Consider the following 25,037-nt stretch of genomic DNA (forward strand, 5'->3'; position numbering starts at 1 on the left):
CAATAACTCAGTGGCTTTAGCTCACGCCTTATCCGCAGCACCTATTCATGCAACAAAGCCCAAGTGCTATTCAGTTCCACCTTCTGGGACTGGAACCATTGGCGGTGTCGTTGGTGTCCCTTGAGGGTCGTTTGGGGACATGGGTTCAACCGGCGTAGTATTATCTGGTGTCATGGTTTCTGGAGGATTAGGGACTTCTTCTGGGGCGGTCATTGTTCCATCGGGTTGTGCCGCCCCTCCTTCTGTCGGTTCATCCATATCATCTGTGGATGAACTGTCTACTGGAGCCTCTTCTGACTCGGTATCAGAAGAATCCATCTCAGGAACAGTGGAATCCTCAGGTTCTGAATTTTCGGGCTCGACACTTTCAGGTGTATCTGCAGCCCCTTCTAAGTCGGATGTATCGTCAGATGGTGGAACAGTATCGGATTGACTAGTTCCTGAGCAACGAGAGTTGAGCGGGAAGTTTTTACAGAGGATTTTCATTACCTCAGGAGAAAGTTCCTCTTCCTGGGTTTCGCTCTCATCGACTTGTGCAACATGGGTATTCGCACTGGCTAAACCTGTGGTTGAAGAAGGTGTGTCAGCTAGTGCAGGTAAACTTGCCATCAGACTAGACATACCAACAACTGTTGAAACCAGCTGAATGGGAAATTGAGATTTAAAATATTTCACAAGAATTCCTTCGCCTTCGTAGGCAGAACAATAGTTGGGGCGTAGGATGCTGTCCCTTATTGGTAGGACGATAGAGGACAAATACGATCCAGGTTGTGATGGATTATTGCTGGTAAATCAAATGGGGATATTGATTTGCACAGTATTCAATTACCAAAGTAGGTTAAGGGTTATGGATGGCTTCTCCTACGATGGCGCAGCAAGTTAGGCTGGTCACCAGACTAATGCCACGTCAGTTGAAAGTTGGCTAATGAGGGTTCCTAAGGAGATGGTTCGTCAGAATTTTCAGGCGAGTTTTCTCCACCATCAGGAGAAAGTGGTACATCAGAAGCAGGTGTTTCCTCTTGAATAGAGGGGGATGCCTCATCTTCTGATTGATTAAGTTCTGCCCCCCCTTGAGGAGACTCACCTTGGTTGACAGGGGGGGCAGGGATCTCTCGATTAGCCGTTTCACATGCACCTAAAACAGATGCCAATACCATCATCAAAAAAAGAGGGATAAGTCTAAGTTTCATCATGGATACCTCCTGACAAAACTACTGGATAGCAGTCTTGGTATATGGGCTATATCTCAGAGCCTACGAGGCAAAGGTGAATAATGTGAGAATTTATTTTGAACTCTTAAATTTGTTCAACGGAACCCATACCAAAACTACAGTGGTTTTCGCTATCTAGAGTGACGTTTGATGACCTGAAAGCCGCAGTTTTCGTACAAACGATTTGCGCTATTTAGGTTTCCGTTATTGACTTCTACGATAGACTCAACCAGGCCTACTCCTTTGAATACTTCAACTTAAAGAAGAACAAAGCTATCGCCAGCCTAAGTCGGCATCAAAGGCGACGAACACTTAAAAATTCCGTGAAGTTGCGTGGTGATCATATGTTGTGTTCGAGGCTGATGAACTAATCTGGTCTACCATTGGGTCGATGGCTAGCTATAGTTCAATGGCACTGACTTAAGAAGTCAGGAAAAAGCTACAAGTCTTGATAGATATAGGATCAAGACTTGCACGCCATAAACTTCTGCCTTTCACTATGTCTGAGTCAGCCGAAATTCTCAAGCAGCAATTTTCCCAAAGCCTGGGTTTACCGTGGACAGATATCCTTCCAGCCTCAAGGTTAGAGGAACTCCTGAAAGAAGAAGCATTCTCCTATCGCAACCGGATATATAGCCCCATCGTTACGCTGTGGGCCATGCTTTACCAAGTGCTATCAGCCGATAAAAGCCTTCGTAACACAGTCAAATGCATCACGACTTGGCTCACAGCGGCTGGCATCCAACCGCCCTCATCTGATACCGGAGCCTACAGCAAAGCCAGAAGTCGCTTTCCAGAGTCACTGTTGCAACGTTTAATTCCCGAAAGCGCTGAGTGCTTAGCGCAACCCCTCTCCCCAGAGCACCTCTGGTGTGGTCGGCCCGTCAAGGTCTACGACGGAACCACCGTGTTGATGGCTGATAGTGCGGCCAACCAAGCATCATATCCACAACATGGCAATCAAACAGCAGGCTGTGGTTTTCCCATCGCTCGCTTGGTAGTGTTCTTCTGTTTGGTTACCGGTGCAGTGGCGTCAGCTTGTATTGCCTCCTGGGACACCAGTGAAATTGTCATGAGTCGTTTGCTCTATCAAGACCTTGAGGTCGGTGATGTGGTCATGGCGGACCAAGCTTATGGCAGCTATGTTGATCTAGCCATCATTCAACAACACAGGGCTGATGGAGTGTTGCGTAAACATCATGCTCGCAAGACTGATTTCCGCAAAGGCAACAAGCATGGCATTGGTGATCATCAGGTGACATGGCATAAGCCAGCCCAACGGCCTGAGCACATGAGTGAGCAAGATTTTGCCCTGATTCCTCAAACATTGGTCGTTAGAGAGGTGTGTTTGCGCTTATCCCTTAAGGGCTTTCGCGACCAGCACATTATTGTGGTGACGACGCTGCTGGATGCTCAACGCTACAGCGCTGGGCAACTGACTCGCTTGTATGGCTGGCGTTGGCCAGTGGCGGAAGTCAATCTGCGCCATCTCAAAACCACCTTAAAAATGGAGATGCTCAGTGCCAAAACTCCGGATATGGTGCGCAAGGACATTTGGGTACATTTGTTGGGCTATAACCTACTCAGAAGTCTCATGGAACTTGCGGCACCGCTAGCAGATAATGCTAGAACTCAACTGTCTGTGCAAGGAGCACGACAACACTTCAATCAGATGCTTGCTTTGTTGGCGACAGCCAACCGTGCGACCAGAAAGCGGTTGTTTACTCATCTACTTGAGACCATGGCAGCCGATCTATTACCCTCTCGACCGAATCGGCACGAACCGAGAGTCGTCAAACGCAGACCCAAATCTTTCCCGCGAATGCGACAACCTCGCTCTGCTCTCAAAGCTAAGCTAGCTGTTTGATTGAGCTTAAGTCAGTGCCATTGAGCTATAGTTTATTCGCTCTTTCTAGCCAGTCTTTGGCACTGGAGGAATCGCCCTGCTGTTGGTAAAGCTTTGCCACCTGACGATAATCCGCTTTTGCTCCTGCACGTTGCCCTGCTTTTTCTCTGGCGCTGCCGCGCATGATAAACCAAGACGTTTGAAAGGGCTGTAATTCGATCATCTTGGTATAGTCCGCAATGGCTTCAACATAGCGTTTCTGCTTCTCATACAGTTGCCCACGACTCATATAAACCGACGTATCGTTCGGTTTAAGGGTTTGCAGCTGACCATAGGCCGCAATCGCCCCCTCAAGATCATTCTGGTCTTCACTCAGGGACGCAATCTGCTCATAGGCACGGGAATTGCGGGGATTAATCTTTGTGATCATCCGATAGTCCTGGAGTGCGCCCTGGGGGTTACCACTGTAGCGGCGCACATGGGCACGACGATCGTAGGCTTCAACATTCTTGGGATTGAGCTTGATCAGCTGGTCATAATCTTTGAGAGCGCCCTGCTGATCTCCTTGAATAAAGCGGGTACTGCCTCGCTGACTGAAGGCCAATACATTTTTCGGATCGAGCCGAATGATAGCGGAATAGTCTTGAATCGCAGATTGATAATCGGTCTGAGCCATATAAAGGGTTGCGCGCCACAGATAAGCCTGTAAACGGTTGGGGTTCAGTTCAATTACCCGACTAAAATCCGAAATTGCACCCGCTGCATCACGACTCGCATTCCGATAGGCACCCCGAAGCCAGTAGGCTTGTTCGGCCTTGGGATCGAATTCGATTACTCGGTCTAAATCTTGCAGAGCAGCTTGAGTTTGACCACTTGCGATCGCATAATTCGCCCGAGCTAAATAGAGGCGAGCTTCGCGGGGCGAAGTACCAATGGCCTGAGACAAGACGGCCCGGGCGCCAGCGTAGTCCCCAGACTGGGCTTTGATCGCGGCATTAATCAGGGCGTCATCAACGGGAGAGGGGGGCGGTGCATTGGCAGGCAGATGGGCCTTGAAGGTCATCCCCAAGGACTTGGCTTGTTTCAGAAATGATTCGATAGGAATCCCGAGATTAAACCCTGTTTTAATCCGAATATCGGTATTGATGGTTGAAGCTTCTAGGGCACTATCGACATCTCCTCGCCCGTGAATGCCGATGAGTTCACCATTTCTATTGAAAACGCCACCGCCACTCATGCCCGGGAGGGTGCGGTTGGAGTAGATCATGGCATAGCCATCAGCAAAGCTGCGGCTGCTGCGGGCAGTAATTTTACCATCGGTAAAGTTATAGACGGGTTGAGTGATGGCCGCTGTTGTCATCGGAAATCCCGCTACGAAAACGGGTAACCCCTCGCTAGCGGTTTGCCCGTTGGCGAGGGAACAGACGCTGTAGGCGCGATCGCTTTGGAAGGTGACGACAGCAAGATCAATATCCTTTAAGGGGCGCACCTGCAGTGCTGTATGTTGTTGTTGATCGTCGGTGGTAATACGGTAGGGGCTATCGGTTGCAGCCACAACGTGAGCAGCAGTTAGAAGAGTATAGGTGTTGCCTTGGCGCTCAATAATTACCCCCGAACCCTCGGTGATGTCATTCCCCAATCTAACGGTGACCTGCTTAGCTCGTTGGGCAATATTTCCAGTGGCCAGAGCAACGGGAGAAGTCCCCGTTGGTCGGTCGGTCTGGGGCAGGGCAATGGGCTGTGCTTTGGTTTTGCAAGTATCGGGATAAAGGGCGGCGATAGGCCCCGTGGATACGCCTTCTGGAACAGGAACCGCGGGACTACCTGGACCTTGGAGCGGTAGACCCGGTTTTTTGGTGACGACCTGACCTTCTACACGAACCCCATAGCCAATGCTGACATTATGACCAATTCTGACGGTGGCAGGCTGCGGTTCAGGCGGATTCGTCCCTGGAAAGGGGGACAGACCTGCGGGTAGGGGTGTTGCGCTGGTGCGATGGTCTCCGACCGGTCGTTGGCCATCGCAATTCTTGGTTACGGTCTGGGCTTGGCTGGAGGTTGGGGCTAGGAGTACTGGCAGCCCCAGTAGGCCTAGATTGAACAGTAGTAACCCCCACATTACCCCTCGATGTTGCTTCATAACCCGCTTTTGTTTTTGTACATCACCATAGAAATCCAGCGACATCTCAGTGCAGCTTTATACCTACCTTTTCGCTGGATCTACAAGGCCATGATAGCCTTCCCATTGATGAACGTCCTGCCGACTCACCTCGTTTGCGTGAATTTTCTCGATTGGGCTGAAAATCACCTTCCAAGTTTTCTGGTCTTCAGGAATGTTTCTTTCTGTAGCCCCTCGATACCTGGAGGATATGCCAGATTCTCGGCACCGTTGGTCCTCCCAAGTTAATGGGCATAAGAACCAATCAAGGCTTGGGTTAGAAAGCTCTACAACTTTGGCCTTCCCCTGGTTTTTGAGCGAAAAACGGTTTGTCAAAGAGCAGTAAACTCATCCAAAGATCAAAGAAGGGACAGCACCGTCCCCCCTTTTTAGGCGAACGGTTTACTGACCATAATGAATTGGGCAATACAAATGGACATTGGAAAGAAAAAGCTCAGGATAGTAATGATGCTATTAAAATAGGCCAGTAATTATCTAACGCAGGAGTGTACGTACACGGCGTTTTAGGTTTTGACCAAGCCCCTATTGTTATGAAACAACCTCAGTAGGTGCTAGCGGGGGATGGTAGGCAGTTCAACAGTAACGGTAGTTCCGGACTGTGGATCAGAGCTAATTCGCAAGTGTCCACCATGTTCTTCAACGATGCGTTGCACTATGGGTAGCCCTAACCCATTTCCTGTGGACTTAGTGGAATAGAAGGGCTGAAAGACCTTGGCTAACTGATCGTCAGGAATCAGCTCGCCCCAGTTATGAACATTAATGCAGACCCGATGGTCTTGGCTCTGTAGTTGAATATCAATTTCATCTCCAATACTGGATGCTTCACAGGCGTTTGTTACAAGATTAATCAATACCTGCTTAAGTTTGTCCGCATTTCCCTGAATGTTAACTGGGTTACGCTTGGGGTTATAAGCCAATTTCTTATTAACCGCAGCAGGAATGGCTTGTAAGTTTTTGATGCAGCTCGTGATTAGAGCGTTTAGATCTAGGGAGGTAGCGCTCAAGTTGTCAGGTCTGGTATAGAGCAAAATCTCATTGACGAGACGTTGTAACCGGTCCGCTTCATCTAGGGCGAAATCAAGCCGCAGTTGAAAAATCTCTGGCAAATTGAGATTCTTGAAAGACTGAAGGCTCATGAGTATTGTGGTCAATGGGTTCCGAACTTCATGGACAATCATGGTTGAGAACTTGCCTAGCTCTGCGAAGCGCGCATCCTCGGTTTGACGATTGCTTAAAAATGGTTGCCCTTTAGGGATTAGAGCATCTAATTGGGTAAACACCCTCAGTTCAGACTGTTGTGTTCGGATTTGAGACTGATAGTCTCGACTGATGAACGGCTTACTCTGGGGTAAGGTCCGAGGTGAAAATGCCTGATATGTATTCATTGGAAAGATTAACCCACTGGAGAATAGAAGCATCGGACATATTAATCGTGCGAAGCACATCGTGTCGCAGTGTCAGTCTGTTGTGAAGTTTCTCCAAGAGACACTTGATTTTGCAGTTGGCCCTGACGATTGAATAGCTACACTTATGCTTTTCCCTAGATAAAAGAATGCCGATTGCTAGATTGATACACCTTTAGGATCAGCTGCCCCACCAGACAAAGGGGACTTCAATCTGCCTGAGAATTGTGATGCTAATGCAATGTGATGCTGATGCAAGCACTGATATCCCTAGGGTAAGGAGTCGTTGTACCACTTATGAACGATTGAGACATGACACAGAGCTGTTGAATCGAGAGCTGCCACAGCTCTGTGAAAGGCCCTGACTAAGGATCCGTCTTGGATGTCTTTTCTGGAGACAACATATTCAGGATCCGAGAAGAGAGATTGTCGCTACTTTCCATCATTTCTTTGGCGAGTCCTTTGACTTCAGGATCATCAGATTTTAGGAATTCTGCTGCCATTTCAGAGATTTCCATCTGCATAACCAGCATTTCCATTAACTTCTTCCGTCTTTGGTAGGCTGGGCTGATTTCTTTCCGGAACGGAGAAGCAATCAAAAAGCTTGAATTGGGTTGGGTGGGTAAGTTGGACTGAGTTTTTTGTAAGGGGACTGCAGCAGCAGGAGCGGCCATACTCAATGCAATCAGTGAAGCAATGGAGCTAACTTTACCGGGGAGAGCCATTCTTTAAGATCTCATATACGGTGAACTGCACCCAATCGTCTATCTGCCTTTTCATCGAATGGGAAGATATCCCTAGTTCAAGCAAAGATCGGTTGATAGATTGGTTGCGTAATCACCCTATCGGTTGCCCCTCCTAGGGAGTCTTTTAGTTTTTTGCAGGAGATAACAAAATCTTGCGGTTCGAATGAAATTATCCGATTAATGCAGAAATATCAGAATTTTCTGTGTCTGACACTACCTTATTTGATGCTGTTTTGGGTGGGATGGCTAGCTCAAAAAGGCATCAAATAGGTTGAGCGTTCGAAGGCGGAGGGTCGCAGCTAGGGCGTCATACTGAATTTTGATCCGTAACATGGAGCGGACTCGTGCCCGTAACTCCAGGCTATTGATGGGTTTAGAGATAAAGTCATCTGCTCCAGCATCTAAGGAGCGGGCCAAATCTTCTTTGGAAGTAAGGGCAGTGACGATGATGATGGGAATATGCTTCCAGTTGGGGTTGGCTTTAATCTGGCGACAGACTTCAATGCCATCCATTTGCGGCATCATGACATCGAGCAGAATGACGTCGGGCTGCAGGGAATCCATCTGCTGAATGGCCGCTGGGCCGCTGGCAGCATAAGTCAACTGATAGCCTTCCCGCAGGAGTAACCCCTCAATCACGTCGAAGACCCGCTCTTCGTCATCAATGACAAGGATGGAATGTTGTTTACTATCCATAATGATTCCTACAACATCGCTAAATCTGGAGGTGTTTAGTTAGCATCTGGGTGAGTTGCTCCATCTTCAAGGGTTTTGAGAGAGAGTCACTAAATCCAGCGGCGAGGAAGCGCTCTTGATCCTCAGGCATTAACAAGGCTGTGAGCGCAATGATAGGAGTATCAGGGAGATGGGTTCGAATTTGTCGAGTGGCTTCTAATCCATCCACTTGGGGTAAGCGAATATCCATAAAGATTAAGTCTGGAATTTGAGTTTTGGCGAGGTCGATGGCGGTTTGGCCGTCTGTTGCGATCGCAACTCGGCATCCCTGTTCTTCCAGATAATCCGTGAGCAACAAAACAATGGCTTCTCGATCTTCAGCCAGCAAGATCAACGGCTCAGAGATATTCTGAGGTTGATGGGGCGAAACGGTGGGTTTTGCTTTCTCAGCAGAGACATAAGAGCAGGGTAGCGTGACGATAAAGGTGCTGCCACTACCCACTTCACTCTCCACCTGAACGGTACCGCCATGGAGATGGATGAGGCGCTGCACTAGGGTTAACCCTAATCCAGTGCCGGGATAGGGGCGCGCCCAGGAACTATCCAACTGCACAAAGGGTTCAAAGATGTTGGCGAGATCCGCCGTAGCAATACCAATCCCAGTATCGGTGACCCTAACTTGGACCTGTTCAGTGTCTGCTGTTGCCTGTACGGATACTGCACCGCCCTGAGGCGTAAATTTGAGGGCATTGCTGATCAAATTCTGTAAGACTTGGCGGAGACGCAGCTCGTCTCCGGTGACCTCCGCTAAATCCGTGGGAATATGGTGGCTCAAGGTAATGTTCTGTTTTTGGGCCTGTGGTCGAACCATTGCTAGGCAGCTCTCAACCAAGGCACTAATTGAGACTCGCCTTCGCTCTAAGACCAAATTACCAGACTCAATTTTGGACAGATCAATTAAATCATTCAGCTGAGTCAGGAGGGTCTCACCACTCTCTTCAATGGTGCAAACGGACTTTAGTTGTTTGGGATTGAGGGAACCGTAAACTTCTTCCCGCAGGACTTCAGCCAAGCCGATAATGGCCGTTAACGGGGTGCGTAGCTCATGACTCATGGTGGATAGGAACTCATCCTTAAGCCCTGCCGCTCGTTCTAGAGCAGCATTGACAATCACTAACTGCTCACTGAGTTGCCGATACTGGGCATTTACTAGCTGCTGACGTTGATAGAGCTGGTAGTTGTCGATTGCGATCGCAGCCCGTTCTGCTAGGACCTCAGCGAACTGGACCTCTTCCTCTGTACAGCGATGGGGCTGTCGATAAAACGAACAGACGGTGCCTAAGACTTTCCCCATTGGGGTTTTAATGGGAATCCCCAGGTAGGCTGCATAGCCTGCGGGCATCTGCCCGATTGGATCGTGAGCCGAATCCTCCACCATTAGTGTGGCCCCCTGTTCCACCACGCAATTGGTGATGGACCCATGCAAGTTCCAAACGGTTTCGGCATTGTCCATTTCCACGCTACTGGCCAGGATTTGATATTGCTCCCCTTGGCAGAGGGTGACGATGGACCAGTCGGTACCAATCAGTTGGCTGATTCCTGAGACAACGGTTGTTAGATAAGCGTTCAGATCACTCTGGCGGTAACTTAGAGAGGTTAGGACTTCTAACAAGTGAAGGGTACGGTCGGGCGTCATGATTCAATCGCTCCCAAGCGGTGCAGCATCTGGCGGCGCGATTCCGTGAGGCCCCGCGTTCCTGAAATATCCAGTCCTTCGTAGGGGCGCTCTAGGGACAGGGTTCCTAACGGTTGACCAGACGCTAGGGACCACAGCCGTAAGGTGCCGTCTTGTCCCCCACTTACCAAATATTGACTATCGGGGGTGAAAGCTACGGACCAGACCGAGTGGGTATGCCCGGTGAGAATCTGGAGACATTGTCCTGTCCGAGCATCCCAGAGTCGAACGGTGTTGTCCGCACTGCCGCTGGCAATATATTGCCCATCTGGACTGATTTGGACAGTCAAAGCGAGGCTACTATGACCTTTCAGGATTTGGTAACAGTCTGCTGTGGAGAGATGCCAAAGTCGGATCATCCGGTCTTCACTGGCCGTTGCCAGGATATCTCTAGCGGCACTGACGGACCAAACGCTGCCAGTATGCCCGGTCAAGGTGTGGCAACAGTCACCAGTGCGCATATCCCATACTTTAATGGTTTGATCCGCACTACCACTGATCAGGATATTGTCCGAGAAAGTGATGGATAAGACCCAGCTGTCATGGCCAGTGAATGTCCTGAGGGTGTGGTGATTAACGACATCCCAAAGCCGAATCTGATGGTCAGCACTGCCACTAACAAGGGTCTGACCGTCGGGGCTAAAGGCAATTGCCCATATCGGGCCACTATGGCGAGGGGTCATGGTAAACTGCCGCCCGGTTCCAGGCTCCCAAAGCTGGACGGAGCCATCTTCTCCACCGCTGGCAACAAGTTGCCCATCGGGGCTAAAAGTGACTTGGCGAGCTGAGGATTGTAGATGGCGCTGCCGACAATGCTGCTGATTTAGATCCCACAGCCTAACCACATGATCGGTACTGCCGCTAGCAACGGTTTGACCATCTGGACTTATCGCTACAGACCAAACCCCGTTGGTATAGCCTTGAAGAGTGCAGAGTCGCTGTAGGTCCTGCTGTAGCTGCCAGACTCCTAGCATTTGCTTATCGCAAGCTAGAAGCAGACCATTCTGACTAAAGTCGACGGCCCAGATTTGACGGTCGTATGTGGCCTGGGACTGCAGCAGTTCTCCGGTGGGAACTCGCCAACATTTGAGGAATTGGCGATCGCCTGCCCCTAATATTTCTCCATCCGCACTAAAGGCCATCGACCATACAGACGTTAACGCCTCAATCACATGAATGCATTCCTGGGTGCTCACCTGCCAGAGACGAATCGTTTGGGCATCGCTGCTGGCTAAATATTGGCCATCGGGACTCACGGCAATACAGGTAATGGGTAGGGAATGTCCGGTGAAAGTGGCTAGGAGCCTAGAGGTTGGATGCCACAGTCGAACCGTTTGATCAGCACTGCCACTGGCGATCCATTCCCCCTCTGGATGGTAGGCAACGGCAGTGACGCCATCAGTATGCCCGGTCAAGATGCGAATACAGGTTCCTGTCGTCACATCCCAAAGGCGAAGGGTGCAGTCATTACTGCCACTGACCAGAGTTTGACCCTTTGGGCTAAAGGCAATGGACCAAATCCGATCCTGATGGCCGCAGAGAGTTTGTTGTCCCTGGCCCTGCTCCAGATCCCAGAGCGAAATGGTTTGATCGAAGCTGCCGCTGGCGAGGGTTTGACCATTGGGGCTAAAGGCAATGGACCAGATGGTTTCTGGATGGGCCTGGCAGGAAAATAACAGCTTGCCATCGTTAACTCGCCAGATTCTAGGAATGCCATCGGTATGGGCAGTGGCGACCCATTCGCCGTTGGGGCTAAACGTGGCGTCACAGATATCGCCAAAGGTCTGGGTGAAAACGCTGTTAGCGATATCAGTATTCTTAAAACTTACACGGTGCAGGTTAATTCCTTGGAGATAGGCTTGCCAAACGGTGAGATGGGAAAAGTCATAGCCTGTGAGATCGATATTGAAGTACACCAGCAGATTGAGAAGATTGCCCGCAGCATAGCTGGGCTGCGACGAGAGTTGTGACAGTATCTGCTTAATATGAACCTCAATCTGGGTGGGGCTGCCCAGTCTCTTTAGAAGCCGTTCGGCTATAGGGGCCAACACCAAGCGAATTTGGCAGTCGCGCAGATAGTCTGGGCTGTCTGCTTTGATCAGGGCATGGGAGTAAAATAGGGAGGTCTCAGGCAGGGGCTGATCAAGGAGGTCTGCACTGACGGTATCAATCAAGCGATCGCAAACATACTCCATAATCACGGGCTGCAGGGTCAGCTGAAATACGGTGCTATCCCGTTCCAACAGTGAGCGCCGATCAATGGATTCGATGGTTTCTAGAAGATGAGTTGAGGGAACGAGAATTTCAGCTTGGAGGGTTTGGAGAGAGATGGGGGTGCGTGCGATCGCAAGCCAATACAGGACCTGTTGTTCTAAGGAAGATAACCGGTCAAACTGTTGATCCAGCAGGAGACGGATTTCACTAAAAGCAATTTGTTCTTGGTCGAGAAACCCTTGGATATCACCAGCAAAGAGATCTTGAATGGCGGTGGCAACAATCTTAAGGGCAAGGGGATTGCCCTGATAGGTTGCAACGAGCTGACTAGTGGCGGAATTGAGATGGATCAAGCCTTTTTGACTAAGAAGTTCCTGACCGGTTGATGTTTCTAAGCCCTGGAGCAGGTAAGTGCGAACGGGTGAGGCTTCCCCTTCCAAGGCTGCTATCCCTTGGGGCTTTTCACGGCTGGTTAGGATTAAGCAGCTTTGATGGTGAGTGCTGGCGATGTGGTGTAGCAGCTCCCCATACCCTTGAAAGTCAGACTGATACCGGCCAGCAGGACGACCGCGCTCCAGGATAGACTCCACATTATCAAGAATCAACAAACATCGAGACTGGCGCAAGTAGTTGATGAGTTGAGTGATTTGGCCATCCAAGTGCTGGGGCAGGTCAGCTTCCCGTTTCCCAGACAAGACTTGCAGGTAGTCCAGTAACAGCATCTCGATGGGGGGAGCGTTGCGCAGGGATCGCCAGATCAGGGTTGTAAATTGATTTTGAACCTGTTGGGCCAGCTTGACGGAGAGGGCCGTTTTTCCCATGCCGCCCATGCCCAGCAGGGTGACTAAACGACAGCGATCCGTGACGATCAAGTGGCTGACGGTTTTTAAGGCTTGATGGCGGCCATAAAAGGGGGTGATGTCGGGTGCTCCACCCCAATCCTGTTGAGTGGGGACGGTCTGGAGGGGTGAAGGTTGCTCACAATCCTCTGGGGCCAAGTCGAGGGCTAATCCATAAAACAGAACCTGCAGGGTGGTGAAGTCTACGGTTTCTTGGCGCAGAATCTTGCGGACAGTGGTAGGGTGCAAGCCCTTGGGATCAATCATTTGAATCTGTTGGGCAATGCGGGCGGCATTATGTTTTACGCCCGTTTGGGCTTCTAATGCGAGTAACCGTTGCTGCAGTTTCATCATCCCGAGGGGCGTCAGTGAGAATCCGCGCTGACGCTGGGGTGCAGAAGATTGATGATCCATACTGACTAGGGTACTGCTCTGGGGGTATTACAGATACACTAGTGGACAACAGTTTCTAGATTATCCATTGCTGGTGTACATTCCAGAATTATTTCCGTTTTCCAGAATTAGTGTCACATACACTAGAAAAGTGACTGGTGGCTAGGAGATGTCTACGAGATCATTCGGTGAAGAATAAAAACGCAGAACCTTTTCCCCTCATAGCTTTCTGGATCTTTCAGACCTATCCGATCTCGATGCTAGTTGAATAATCTTTCTGATCTTAAGTGGACCAAATAGAATTTTTTGGTTCGTTTTCATGAAGTTAGTGTCGTGTAACGCCTCGCATCATAGGCTGACAAAGCACGTTACGGTTTGGCAGTCCGTGTGCATACGCTTGTTAGGCTGGGGGCGACCACTACTGTTCCTTTTTTTAACCAGAATTCCGACTGTGTTAGGTCTCGGTCTCATGGCAGACCGCTTCAATGTTGTGTCCGTCTGGATCAAGAACATATGCCGCATAGTACTGCCCACTGTACTGAGGACGTAGTCCAGGCGGTCCGTTGTCTTGCCCGCCTGCGTTGAGGGCGGCTCGATAGAACGCGTCGACCTGATGCCGGCTCTCGGCTACAAATGCAATGTGTAGATGCGCGGGCGTCTCTTCCGTTTGGTACAGGCATAGGGAACTCGTGCCTGCTGGTTGACTAAGCTCAGCACCGTTTGGCGGCCAATCCGTGACTACAGTCACTCCAATTGGTTCGAGCGCTTTAAGGTAGAAGTTTCTGCTTAGCGCAAAGTCGCGAACGCCGAACTTTATATGGTCAAACACGAGTTCCCCTGTTGTACTTTGCTGGGTCAGCGGTAGTGTTTTACATGGCCTAACGATCAGCATAACCGGGCAGCGAGGTTACGTGTTGATTTCAATTTTCGCCGGATTCGCCGCTTCGGTTAACGCTATTGTTAGCTGGCTACATACTCACTCTTCATCAAGTTGACTGAGTCGCTCGTCGATGTAATCAAAGCAGTCTTGCGAGCCCGAAATCTCCCAAGTCTCGTGGTCCCAGTCTACGGTAGTGTACGTATCAGCTTGACGGTAGAAACACTGAGCATTTCCGGTACCATCTTGGTGGAACTCAAGAAGGTCAGAGTAACGGTAGTCCTCTGGATACACGTTTTGCTCTTTGCAAATCGGGTCCATCATCTTGGCCATTACCGAGATGTCTTGGCTACCGAGAATTGGTCCAAATCCATCATGAACTGCGTACAGTCTCGTGAGATCAGGCGGGACCACCCAGTCGAATTCGGTCAAGCATAAGTTTGGTTGGACGTCGGTATTTGGTAAGCCACCCGTGTAGACGTGATAATATTGGCGACCGTCGTACAGCACCATGTCAAGAAAGTAGTGAAGTACCCAAAAGCCATCTTTTTCTTCAGCATACAAGTGGCTGCAGCGGCCTCTCAGCACACTCAGTAAACTGGGAATTTCAACGGCGATTGGGGCGAACAGATTGTCGATAGCAGCTTGAATATTGAGATTGCCCACGTGAGCCCAAGGGCAGTATTCGGGCATTTCGCCCAATGGGTGCAATACAGTACCACGATTGAGATAAATGAGCCGAATGGCGTCGAACCCGTATTCATCAACGAGGCGTCGTTCTAAGTCAGTTGTCCGGACATATTCCGGGCCAAATTCCTTATTCGGGTCTCGTAGGAGCTGCGACTGATACGTGCTCTTAAGTTGCTCAAACATGCCTTTGTCAGCTAACAGCTCGTACTCAGGGGCACGAGCAATATTTTAAAGAGTTCAACCTGTCGGAAAGTTTGAGCGTCCTTTGCAGCACATGGTTTGAAAACGTCTAAAAACTGCAATATGCTCACAAATTACGATCACCCAAAAACCGTAAAAGGCGTTAGTCTACGTTAATTGATTGGATAATCTTATCAAAAACTTGACGATCACGCTCCCAAAGACTGCTCTCTGCTGATGCAGCAACAAATAGTCTTGTTCTCCCATTTAATCTAAAAATAAGTTCCCAGCTATGTAGCTGAATGTGATCGATCTGATGCGTATATTCTAATCGACCCACATTGATACCATTATCAAGTTCAAATTCATCAGCTAAGATTCTTTGGAAATTTTTCTTCTGCTCTTTTAAGGACCTACTTAAATCACTCAAAGATTGCTTTAGACTTCTATTCTCACTATCTCTTCTAAATTCAAAGAATACATTAGCTTGCCAAGCTTCCTCAGAAACAGAATTTATAACCAGTAGCCCATCTACATCGTTAAGCGCTTCAGATTGCCATGACGAAGGAATTTGAAAGTTAATATCCTTATATTTCACTGTTTTGTTATCAATATTTCTGCAAGAAAAAATCATTATAGAAATAAGCATAACCACAATAATCTTTTTCGACCGTAGAAACATATCAAAGCCTGAAATATCTCTTCTAAATAAGAGGGAGTTTAGCAAGAGTATAGACACATGAGCAAAAACTAGTTTCTTATAGGCTGAAGACAAGTAGAGCAGCAAATTGTTCTAGGGTTTACGATGCTTATTTCCTGAACTCAAGGTGGGGATGGGCCAATGCAGAGGGATGATGCCCGAATTAAGCTCAGGTCTACTCTGGAATCAAATTGTGGCAAAGCATTAGAGTGATCGAGGAGGATTTTATCCGTATTCAACTGCATGTTAAAGTTCGATGGAAGACCGGGGATGAGTTCTCCCTTGGGTAATCTTTAAAAAGGACACGGCTAGGTTGGATTTTGATGCGCTGGTAGTTGGAGCAGGCCCCGCTGGGATGATTATTGCGGCGGCTTTGGCTGAGCAAGGCGTAAACGTCGGCAGCCTGACGGCTAGTCCGCTGAGGCAAGTCTGGCCGAATACCTACGGGATCTGGCGGGATGAACTAGAAGCGTTGGGATTAACGGACTTATTAGGCCATTGTTGGGACAATTGTGTTTCCTATTTTGGTAAAGGGGAAGTCAACCACGGTCGTGCCTACGGTTTATTCGACAAAGTCAAGCTGCAAAACCACCTGCTGGCCCAATGCGAAGCTGGGGGAGTGACATGGCAGCAAGGTGAGGCCACCCAGATAGAGCATGATCATAAGCACTCAATCGTCACGACGGGGGCGGGGGAATCCATACGGGTCAGGGTGGTGATTGATGCCAGCGGCCACAAGCCGATGTTTATCCAGCGGCCAGATCAAGGGGCGGTTGCCTTTCAAACGGCCTATGGTATCGTCGGACATTTTTCTGCACCTCCTGTTGAGCCGCAACAATTCGTGCTTCAGGATTTTCGCAGTGAGCATCTATCGGTGACCGAACGGGCCACCGAACCGCCGACCTTTCTCTATGCCATGGATTTTGGGGATGATGTCTATTTTGTGGAAGAGACATCTCTGGCGATGGCCCCTCCAGTCAGTTTTGAACTCCTAGAGCGACGCTTGCACCAACGATTGGCTGCCCGAGGTGTTCAGGTGACTGCTGTCCAGGAGGTAGAACGCTGCATCTTTCCGATGACGCTCCCCTTGCCCGATCTCCATCAGCCTGTGGTGGCTTTTGGTGGGGCGGCGAGTATGGTACACCCGGCTTCGGGGTATATGGTTGGGGCGCTGCTGCGCCGTGGACCGGGTTTGGCCGCAGCGATTGCCACCGCCCTCCAGGATGCTCAAGCTGGGCCAGCCGAGATCGCCCGGAAGGCATGGCAGGAGCTATGGAATCGAGATCGCCTCCGCAAGTACTATCTCTATCGGTTTGGCCTGGAGAAGTTAATGCGGTTTGATCAGGGCCTATTAAACCAGCATTTCGATACGTTCTTTAGTTTGCCTAAAAATCAATGGTCGGGATTTTTAGCCGATACCCTATCGACACCCGAGTTGGTTGGAGTGATGATGCGCTTATTTGCCATTGCCCCCAATTCTTTGCGCTGGGGGTTGCTGCAAATGCCGGGCCAGGAAAGCAATCTGCTTTGGCAATCAGTCGCTTCCTAATCGTAAAATCGCCGCTAGCTGGGTTTTCCCAATAACGCCTGCCAAGCTTGAAATATTGGTTCGAAGGTTCCTGGCTGTTGGGGATAAAGAATGACATTATTTGGGATTTGTACCCAAGGTTGAGCACTGGCTACCCAGAGATGTGCAACGGGCACGAGCCATTTTGTGTTGTCGAGGGTTCCAGGCTTCACGTTAAAAATTCTTGGGTTGCGTTCTGGTGCATGATAAATGCGCGTTCCACAGCTAGGGCAAAATGCACAATCGACACGCCGACCACTAGCCGACTCCCTAGTCCAAGTTTTCAACACACCTTTCCGTAATTGGAACCCTGTTCTATCAACTGGCATAGATAATCCAAAACTTGCTGATGATTGCTGTTGACACTCTGTGCAATGGCAGACATACAAGGCTTTCGGCTGTAGAGTTATTTCATATCGAATTTCGCCGCACTGACAACCACCTGCTAAGGGTAGTGGTATTACGAGTTTTGACATTTGACGGCCCGCCCCTTGGCTACTTACAGAATAACGGTTGTATCTTACTCAGGTAGTTAGGGTTTGCTGAGAAAGTAAATTGAGCAAATTCCATGCATCAAATCGTACAAGCAACCCATTTGTGACGGCCAGAGCCATATCCTTTGACTGGCCCTAGCAAAGCCCCAAGGAAGTCCTGACAGCTCCATAACGCTTTCCAAAACCAGCAATCCCACCCCAAAAATGAACGATAAAAAGTGGCTGAGCCACCGCTCCAGATTCATGACCAAGAACGTGATAGCAATCGCACTGGCAGCCGTATCCGCTAACTTCGCCATCACTCGATTCAAGCCAAACCGTCGCTTGGCCTGCCCAAACTTACCCTCAATCTGGACCCTCACCTTTTCATCCTCACACGCTTGTTGCTTGAGTTGGGTCTGTACTTGTGGGTCTTGTTGAGGTCTTCCTAACGGCGGTCCACTCAAGCGAATCCCCCGAGCTTTACACCATCGTCGATTAGCCCGAGTCCGATAGATTTGGTCAGCATGGACTGAGAAAGGATAATGGCCAAAGCGACGACGAAAGGCTTCCACTTGATGTTGAAGATGCTGGGATTCATTGAACGCATCCCAACTCAAGCGCTCCAGAAACACACATCCACGCACACAACTGAGGGATAGCTTGGCTCCAAACTCAACGGGTGTTCCAGCTTTGCCTCGGACCATCGGTCGGACATGAGGCTGACTCATACTGACAATCCGGTCGTCCACTCGACGTACTGACTGTTGATACATCCATTCTTGCTGTCGAAAGACTTCATGAATCACCAGCAACAGACGGTACTGCCGCCGGGACAATTGGGATAGGGAAGCCCCCAATGTTATCAACCCATCAATATGGGCTAGATTGCGACGCACATAGCCCAACTGCTGACGAATCCCTTTACGAATCAGCTTGCGGCTCGGTTGACGTTTTTTGGCAATGGCCAGATAGGCTTTGCGGGCCTTCTGGCGGTAGGTGCGAGGTTTGCACTTGAGGGACAGCATGACTTGAGCATATAAAGCATCGAGGATGGCTTCGCTTGCTTTGCGGGCATCATTGAGCAAATCCAAGTCTGTCGGATAGCGAATATCGGCTGGTGCACAGGTCGCATCTATCAACAATTGGCCCTGGTTGGGAGGGGCAGGAGGCTCATCTTCATCATCGTCAGAGGGAGGAGATGACTCAGGGGACATCGCCACAGGAGACCCCTCGGATGCCAGCACAGAGTCCACGACTGCGTCATTGACTTGAGCTAGCAGCTCTAGATTCAACCGTTGGCGAAAGTGAACCAGCATGGAGGCATCAAACGGAGCACTCTCTCGATATTCACTAAACCCCAGAAAGTACTGCAAGTAGGGGTTCTCTCGAATCTGTTCTACGGTCTCTGCGTCGGATATACCCAGTTTCTCTTTGATGATTAAGGTCCCTAAGGCCACACGAAAGGGTTTGGCAGGTGCCCCCATGGTCTGACTGAATTGGTCTGCATATTCTGACTCAAAGCTCTCCCAAGGAATCAACTCGGCTAGTTTGACCCAGCGATTCTCTCCTGAAAGTTTCCCTCCAAAGGGCAAGTAGAAGTTCTCAAAGGACAGTTGACCGGGGGATGGACGGCGATACATCGGGTTGCAGGTGCAAGGGTTTTAAATATTTTGAATGATTTTCCTTGCACTTCTCAAGGGCCCTCAACACTTGGATACACTGCAAATATTGGAACTTAGACTTCCGAAGCAAGCCCTAGTTAGGTGAGATTATCTCAGCCCCCTATTCTTAGCTTGGTTATTCTAAACTTCTGTGAAAACCTGAGTTCGGGCCGCTTCGTTAGGGGAGGGACTGGACTTGGGTTTTCTCTAGGATGATCACAACCGCCAAATTCTAGCGAACTCTAGGTTCAATGGCACTGACTTCTTAAGTCAGTGCCATTGATTCAATACATCACTATTACATTCTGTGCTCAGAAGTATGTGAGGTCTTTCCTAGAAATCGCCTTAGACAAAGCCATAGAACTTGATCCTGACTATGTAATTGCCTACTTCAGACGTGGCACTGCCCGTCTCAACTTAAAGGAATACCCAAAAACGATCGCTGACTTAAACAAAGTGATTGAGCTAGATCCTGAGTTTGCAGCTGCCTATGTTAGTCGAGGAATCAGCTACACTTACTTGATGAAATACTCCAGGGCATTCTCAGATTACAACAAAGCGATAGAACTGAATCGTGAGTTTGCAGCCGCCTATGCCATCCGGAGAGCTACCTACGTTTTAATCGGGAACCTTACTCAAGGCAAACAGGATATACAAACTGCTGCCCAACTATTTAAGCAGCAAAATATCCCAGAAGGATATGAGATGACGATCAATTTCCTAAAACAACTTGAGTTTTCACGATAGGAGCCAAAATCCCTAAGCTGGAGTGATTGCTTGGGATAATTCAGGGAGACCTCTGGGAGAAGGATGAGTGATGGAAAACCTAGAAAAGCCTGATGTCGATCATGGATGAGGTCAATGGCCGATTTGGGTGAGGGACGCTGGAGATTGCAGCATTAGAGGTTATTCCACAATACTCCTATGAGAGTCTTCTCATTCAACCTTCACATTGACTTCATGGCCAGACGTGATCTTAAAGGGTAAGACGCAGAGGTGGGCACTGACGTAAACCGATAACGGAAGGTCTTTGTCTACAACCCAAAGGGCTGGGTGAGCAGCCTATGCCAAACACATCAAGAACAAAACGGGTGATGATCATGAATCAAACCGTCCCACAACAACCAGGGCCGAAAGAACGTGCAAAAGCCGGTTTCGGCATTGTCGATGAAATGTTGAAAGCCTATAACGGTGGCGAAACCTACGTGAAACGCTTTTTGACCTTTGTTGGTATTGGCGGTGTGATTACCGGGACGGCCTTAGGCTACAGACCTCATGTGAGTCCTCAAGCACCTCAAGCTGAGCCGATTATTATCCAAATGACTCCTCCAACCTCATTGCCTGCTACTTCGCCAGCCAAACCTGAGTCCTCTCCAGCCAAGCCAGCAGAACCGTCCACGACTCAGCCTGTCGCTGAAATCCAACCTGAGCCGTCGCAAAAAACTCCACCGTCTCAGCCGAATGTTCGGCCTGCACCACTTCCTAAGCCTGTGATTGCCACCCAACCTGTCCCATCCCACGTTACAGTTCAGAAACCCTCCATCGTCATTACTCCTCCTATTCTTAAACGCCCTGCACCATCCTTACCCTTTGAAGTGGACCAATCAGACCAAGATGATAGGTTTGAAATTGATGATTAGCAGACTCTTTGGACAGTAGGAAAATCACGTCATTAGGGGTTTAGGATCTATTATTATTTAGAACATTCTCAGCCCACGCTAACAGCATCCAGCACAACATCACTCAACGTACCAGTGATTGAATCTTGGCGTTGCATTGACATTAGGAATCAAGTGATTATTCGAAGGCAGATCTTTAACCATCCTAAATATCCAGCAGGAAAATCACTGAAATCCTCACCAATTCAAGGTTGATTGACCAAAACTGGTCGAGTGTATGTGACGACAAAGAACTCCATGTATGAACTGGGTACACCTCATTCTGATTGTGCGAAAGATGCTTCAGATTGGCTTAACTACACGGATCATCAACTCGTGAAGAAATTGACTTACTGGTGAGCGTAGAAGTTGCTTCGCAGATTTGATAGAGGGCCTGGATAAGGATATTGAACCTATTTTTCTTGATTTATAACCTTATACTCATTAGCAAATTGCCTTGCTTAACCCTGACAATACAAACTGATCTAGGGAGATGTGGTCCCCAGAAGTGGGGATTTAAGGTGGGGGTAGCAACCTCATTAGCTTGCTACCCGCCCTCACCCGTTGTCGAATCCTCACACGCTAATGACAACCTTCCCTTGGGCGTGACCTGTTTCTAAATATCGGATGGCTTCCGGGACTTGGTTCAGTGGGTAGTGCCTGTCAATGACAGGTGTAACTTGCCCAATTTCGATCATCTCTTTCAAAAGGAGTAGATCGGCCTTGTTGCGTTTCATATCCAGAGAGGTAACCTTCTGCTCCACGAACGGTGATATCAGGAGGGCTTTGAGGAAATGCCCCAGTGGTCCCAGGATGCCACTCCCTTCTGGCCCACCAATGAGGACATATCTTCCATGCTGGTTCATCACCCGAACGCACTCGAATAGCGATCGATTGCCAATCATATCCAGCATCAGGTCACAGCCCGCTTTGCTTAAAGCTGGATCCCGCGTGAAGTCTGCTTGAGTGTAGTCAATCACCCGGTCTGCACCAATGGAATACATCCTCTCCACATTCCGAGTACTGCACACACCGATGACCACAGCACCAAACGCTTTCGCAATCTGAACAGCATAGGTGCCGACACCCCCTGAGGCTCCGTTGATCAACACTGTCTGCCCAGACTGAAGCTGTCCTGCATCTCGCAATCCTTGCAACGCGGTTAATGCTGCGAGAGGAACACTAGCGGCTTCCTCGAAGGATAGATTGGCTGGCTTGGATACTAGTGCCTCCTGTTCCTGGACACAACTATATTCAGCAAAGGAGCCATCAATACGACCATAGACTTCAACTCCAGGCTGAAACTGGGTGACGTGTTTGCCTACGGCTTCTACCTGTCCAGCAAGCTCAGCGCCGAGGCTGGGATCTTTGGGTTTGAGTAGACCGAAGAACAGTCGCAGGAAGTAGGGGCTGCCCCGCATGATGTGCCAATCTTTAGGATTTGTGGCTGCTGCGCGAACTTTGACTAGGACATCATGGTCGCCAATGACAGGCTTTTCAATCTCTTGGAGTTGAAGTACGTCTGGAGAACCATATTGGTAGAAATGAATTGCTTTCATGGGTTTCTTCCTCGTTATTGGTTGTTTGTGGACTGAATGTTGCAGGGAGTTTTAATGGCAAAGGTGGGGAGATCGCCCGACATCCTCACATCAACAACGTCACTGACAAAACTGCTACAGTTGAGTTGAAACTGGGTTGGGTTAGCAAGAACGTTGATGAGGCTGTGGTCTGAACGATTTTCAATCGAGAATCGGTAGCTTTGAGGGATAGACAGATAGGTTGTTACCAGGGTTGCAAGTGTCAGCGGCATTACTCTGCTGACTGCAGCACTCCACCTCACTGGATGGAGCAATCCTCTATTCCATAGTTTGAGATCTCGTTTGAACTGCAGCAGTCGTTGGGAATACTTTATCCGCTCCCGCAGATAGAAGCTCAGAAAGAACGGTAAAGTGCGATCTCCGAAAAAGTGAGTTTGGTATTGCCCCGTTCCCATAAAACCTTTCTTGGACCTTAAAAGTCGGGGATGAAGCTTGTTACTCGGGAGATGATTTTTCCCATTCAGCACTGCCTTGAAGACCTGCGGCATCCAGGATGCCTGTTCAAGCTGCTGAGTCATCTGCTGTGCTAACTTCGGTATATCTCGGCTTAAGGTCGTTCTATCCACCAGGGTATAGATGTGCTGGGCCAACTGCTCAAACTCCGGGAAACCACCGCCTGCTAACCTCAGCGTTTGGAGCTGCTGATCATACTCTTGTCGGTTTATTGCTAGTGCACGGCTACTCGTCAGCTTCACTAGCTCCAGATAAGCGCCCGTCAACCAAAGAACAGAGAACGGTGACCATAATCGGTAATCTGAAAAGGATTGGTAGGCATGGGTGACTAACTGATCATTAGCTTGAATATAGGCCAGGGTTAGCGCCTCGACAGATCGAAAGTAAGCCGCCGAATAATCGCCCGTTTCTTTCGCGGTCAGTAATCGCTCTGCCAGTGCAGACGTACAGGCCAATGCGGTGTAAAGCCCTTTGGAGAAGAGCGGATCGATAAACCCAGCCGCTTGCCCCAGGAGGCAGAAGCGATCGCCCACCACCTGCTTGGCACTGTATTGAATCCGTCCGGTGCGGGTCCAGTTCCGTACGGCTTTCGCCTGCCGAAATTGCTCAGCGATGCTCGGAAAGCGCTCAATGAATTGGAAAAACTCGACTTCGGGACTCAGTTCCGGTTGAGCCGGATATACCCTAGGGTCCAGCATCAACCCCACACTGCACAGGGGATTTGTGGATTTGGCGTGGTTATCAAAGGGAATCACCCACAGCCAACCCCCCTTAAAGACGTGATGCAAAGTGCCTTCGGAAAGCTGAAACGGTAGCTGATAGGTTTCCTTTGGGGCTGTCACCTCATGGAAGCAGGGGACATCAACCATATGGGTAAAAATGGCCCGCGAGTGAGTCTGCAAATTATGGTGCCGCAGATCAAACTGCTCAGCGAGTAGAGAGCGAAAGCCTCCCGCATCAACGATATAATCGGCCTCGAACTGTTCCCCAGATTGGGTTAGCAGTGCCACTCCGACTTCATTAATCTCCACTGATTGCACCGGAGTATTTTGCATTACCTGTGCGCCATAGCGAATCGCTACCGTCATCAAAAAGTAATCGGTGTCTTGCCGATAGAGATGTAGCTCGTGACCGTAGGGTTGTTTCGGAATCACCGCCTGAAGAGTGCGCTGTTGATCGAACGGTTGTCCCTCGCTGTGGTGGGCAAAGCTGAAGTGGCGTTTGACGCCGTGGGAGGTGCCGATGCGCTCGAAGTAGTTTTCAGAACTGAAGTAGGCTAATTCTGGGATGTCGTAGCGCTCGGAAAGCGATCGCATCATCTCAGAGGTTTCTAAAATCATCGACTCGCCAATGGCAAATTTGGGATGACTCCCGGCCTCAAAGAGAATGACCTTGAGTCCCTGGCGAGCCAGAATTGCCCCCAGGGTGGACCCTGCAATTCCAGAACCGATAATGGCTACGTCGATTCTACCGACAGGTAGACGGTGACCTGCATTTTTTTGAGCCGTTGTTGAGTTTATAGGCTGACTGATTGGGGGAGAGGCATTAAGGGGTTTCATGGTTAGTTGTCTCCTTTGTGGTGCTGGGGGTAACACGAATGAGTGAAATCAGCGGTACACCTAAATCCCGCACTTTTTTGAGCAGTCCATGCAGGGCTGCCTGATCAACCACTGGGCCAGTCAACAGTGTATTGCCGTCGTCTTCTAGGATGATCGTTAGGCCCTCAAACCATGGAGTCCAGCGATCATTCAGGTGGCCCTTGATGCGAATTTCGTAAAGATCAGGTTGGCCCTGTTCTTCAGGTAATACGTGCTGATCACTCATGTTGTGCCCCGTACACTTTGCTTGTGTAGAGCCGTTGGCTTGGCTCTTGGCTGCAATCTGAAGATATGAAGAGATGTGGGGAGGCGTCGTCACCACATGTGGTGAATGAGAT

General features: G+C 49.5%; 20 protein-coding genes. 4 read left to right on the forward strand and 16 right to left on the reverse strand.

Features of this window, described 5'->3' with window-relative positions:
• Window positions 1–66: 66 nt before the first annotated feature.
• On the reverse strand, window positions 67–621 hold the full coding sequence (locus AM1_RS27355) for a hypothetical protein (RefSeq protein WP_238549104.1): 555 nt from the start codon (window positions 619–621) through the stop codon (window positions 67–69).
• A gap of 314 nt (window positions 622–935) precedes the next feature.
• Window positions 936–1,193 carry a hypothetical protein gene (locus AM1_RS27360; protein WP_012166193.1) on the reverse strand — a complete coding sequence of 86 codons (258 nt, stop codon included), beginning with the start codon at window positions 1,191–1,193 and terminating at the stop codon, window positions 936–938.
• Window positions 1,194–1,659: 466 nt separating this feature from the next.
• On the opposite strand from AM1_RS27360, the gene AM1_RS27365 reads away from it, so the two are divergent.
• Window positions 1,660–3,078 (forward strand): IS4-like element ISAcma16 family transposase, encoded by a 1,419-nt coding sequence (locus AM1_RS27365; protein ID WP_012162310.1) that lies wholly within the window; start codon window positions 1,660–1,662, stop codon window positions 3,076–3,078.
• Between the two features lie 25 nt (window positions 3,079–3,103).
• Here AM1_RS27365 and AM1_RS27370 read toward each other — a convergent pair whose 3' ends face one another.
• The 9 genes from AM1_RS27370 to AM1_RS27410 form a co-directional block, all read right to left on the reverse strand.
• The gene (locus AM1_RS27370; protein ID WP_012166194.1) at window positions 3,104–5,242 is read right to left on the reverse strand and encodes a tetratricopeptide repeat protein; all 2,139 of its coding nucleotides are present in this window, start codon (window positions 5,240–5,242) and stop codon (window positions 3,104–3,106) included.
• A 545-nt stretch (window positions 5,243–5,787) separates the two neighbouring features.
• Entirely contained in the window at window positions 5,788–6,621 is an 834-nt protein-coding gene (locus AM1_RS27375; RefSeq protein ID WP_012166196.1) for a sensor histidine kinase, read from the reverse strand.
• Window positions 6,622–7,004: 383 nt separating this feature from the next.
• Complete coding sequence (locus tag AM1_RS27380; RefSeq protein ID WP_012166197.1) at window positions 7,005–7,364, reverse strand: hypothetical protein; 360 nt, start codon at window positions 7,362–7,364, stop codon at window positions 7,005–7,007.
• 267 nt (window positions 7,365–7,631) lie between these two features.
• A complete protein-coding gene (locus AM1_RS27385; protein WP_012166198.1) occupies window positions 7,632–8,081 on the reverse strand; it encodes a response regulator in 450 nt (149 codons plus the stop codon).
• Between the two features lie 19 nt (window positions 8,082–8,100).
• On the reverse strand, window positions 8,101–9,756 hold the full coding sequence (locus AM1_RS27390; protein ID WP_012166199.1) for a hybrid sensor histidine kinase/response regulator: 1,656 nt from the start codon (window positions 9,754–9,756) through the stop codon (window positions 8,101–8,103).
• Window positions 9,753–13,262, reverse strand: coding sequence for a WD40 domain-containing protein (locus AM1_RS27395; RefSeq protein WP_012166200.1), 3,510 nt, complete (start codon window positions 13,260–13,262; stop codon window positions 9,753–9,755). The genes AM1_RS27390 and AM1_RS27395 overlap by 4 nt, the downstream gene beginning before the upstream one ends.
• 433 nt (window positions 13,263–13,695) lie before the next feature.
• Window positions 13,696–14,070 carry a VOC family protein gene (locus AM1_RS27400; protein ID WP_041661079.1) on the reverse strand — a complete coding sequence of 125 codons (375 nt, stop codon included), beginning with the start codon at window positions 14,068–14,070 and terminating at the stop codon, window positions 13,696–13,698.
• Window positions 14,071–14,217: 147 nt separating this feature from the next.
• A complete protein-coding gene (locus AM1_RS27405) occupies window positions 14,218–14,991 on the reverse strand; it encodes a hypothetical protein (RefSeq protein ID WP_012166201.1) in 774 nt (257 codons plus the stop codon).
• 160 nt (window positions 14,992–15,151) lie between these two features.
• Complete coding sequence (locus AM1_RS27410; RefSeq protein ID WP_148215843.1) at window positions 15,152–15,763, reverse strand: DcrB-related protein; 612 nt, start codon at window positions 15,761–15,763, stop codon at window positions 15,152–15,154.
• 238 nt (window positions 15,764–16,001) lie between these two features.
• Here AM1_RS27410 and crtL point away from each other — a divergent pair, with 238 nt between their 5' ends.
• The gene (crtL, locus tag AM1_RS27415; RefSeq protein WP_012166204.1) at window positions 16,002–17,237 is read left to right on the forward strand and encodes a lycopene beta cyclase; all 1,236 of its coding nucleotides are present in this window, start codon (window positions 16,002–16,004) and stop codon (window positions 17,235–17,237) included.
• 14 nt (window positions 17,238–17,251) lie between these two features.
• Here the strand turns inward: crtL and AM1_RS27420 are convergent, their stop codons facing one another.
• Together AM1_RS27420 and AM1_RS27425 are read right to left on the reverse strand one after the other, a co-directional pair.
• The gene (locus AM1_RS27420) at window positions 17,252–17,731 is read right to left on the reverse strand and encodes a GFA family protein (RefSeq protein ID WP_071819972.1); all 480 of its coding nucleotides are present in this window, start codon (window positions 17,729–17,731) and stop codon (window positions 17,252–17,254) included.
• Between the two features lie 56 nt (window positions 17,732–17,787).
• Complete coding sequence (locus AM1_RS27425) at window positions 17,788–19,371, reverse strand: IS5-like element ISAcma17 family transposase (protein WP_012161164.1); 1,584 nt, start codon at window positions 19,369–19,371, stop codon at window positions 17,788–17,790.
• Between the two features lie 294 nt (window positions 19,372–19,665).
• Here AM1_RS27425 and AM1_RS27430 point away from each other — a divergent pair, with 294 nt between their 5' ends.
• Both AM1_RS27430 and AM1_RS27435 read left to right on the forward strand, forming a co-directional pair.
• Window positions 19,666–20,139, forward strand: a complete 474-nt coding sequence (locus AM1_RS27430; RefSeq protein ID WP_187152909.1) for a tetratricopeptide repeat protein — start codon at window positions 19,666–19,668, stop codon at window positions 20,137–20,139.
• A 353-nt stretch (window positions 20,140–20,492) separates the two neighbouring features.
• On the forward strand, window positions 20,493–21,032 hold the full coding sequence (locus tag AM1_RS27435; protein WP_148215844.1) for a hypothetical protein: 540 nt from the start codon (window positions 20,493–20,495) through the stop codon (window positions 21,030–21,032).
• A gap of 593 nt (window positions 21,033–21,625) precedes the next feature.
• Here AM1_RS27435 and AM1_RS27440 read toward each other — a convergent pair.
• From AM1_RS27440 to AM1_RS27450, 3 genes are read right to left on the reverse strand one after another with little or no spacing between them, the layout of a single operon-like run.
• Entirely contained in the window at window positions 21,626–22,609 is a 984-nt protein-coding gene (locus AM1_RS27440) for an NAD(P)-dependent alcohol dehydrogenase (RefSeq protein WP_012166210.1), read from the reverse strand.
• 14 nt (window positions 22,610–22,623) lie between these two features.
• On the reverse strand, window positions 22,624–24,660 hold the full coding sequence (locus AM1_RS27445) for an NAD(P)/FAD-dependent oxidoreductase (RefSeq protein WP_012166211.1): 2,037 nt from the start codon (window positions 24,658–24,660) through the stop codon (window positions 22,624–22,626).
• Window positions 24,647–25,018: a hypothetical protein gene (locus tag AM1_RS27450; protein ID WP_202947636.1), complete on the reverse strand. Its 372-nt coding sequence runs from the start codon at window positions 25,016–25,018 to the stop codon at window positions 24,647–24,649. Before AM1_RS27450 ends, AM1_RS27445 begins: the two co-directional genes overlap by 14 nt.
• Window positions 25,019–25,037: the final 19 nt, after the last annotated feature.

Origin of the sequence: Acaryochloris marina MBIC11017 (assembly GCF_000018105.1) — a bacterium.
GTDB lineage: Bacteria > Cyanobacteriota > Cyanobacteriia > Thermosynechococcales > Thermosynechococcaceae > Acaryochloris > Acaryochloris marina.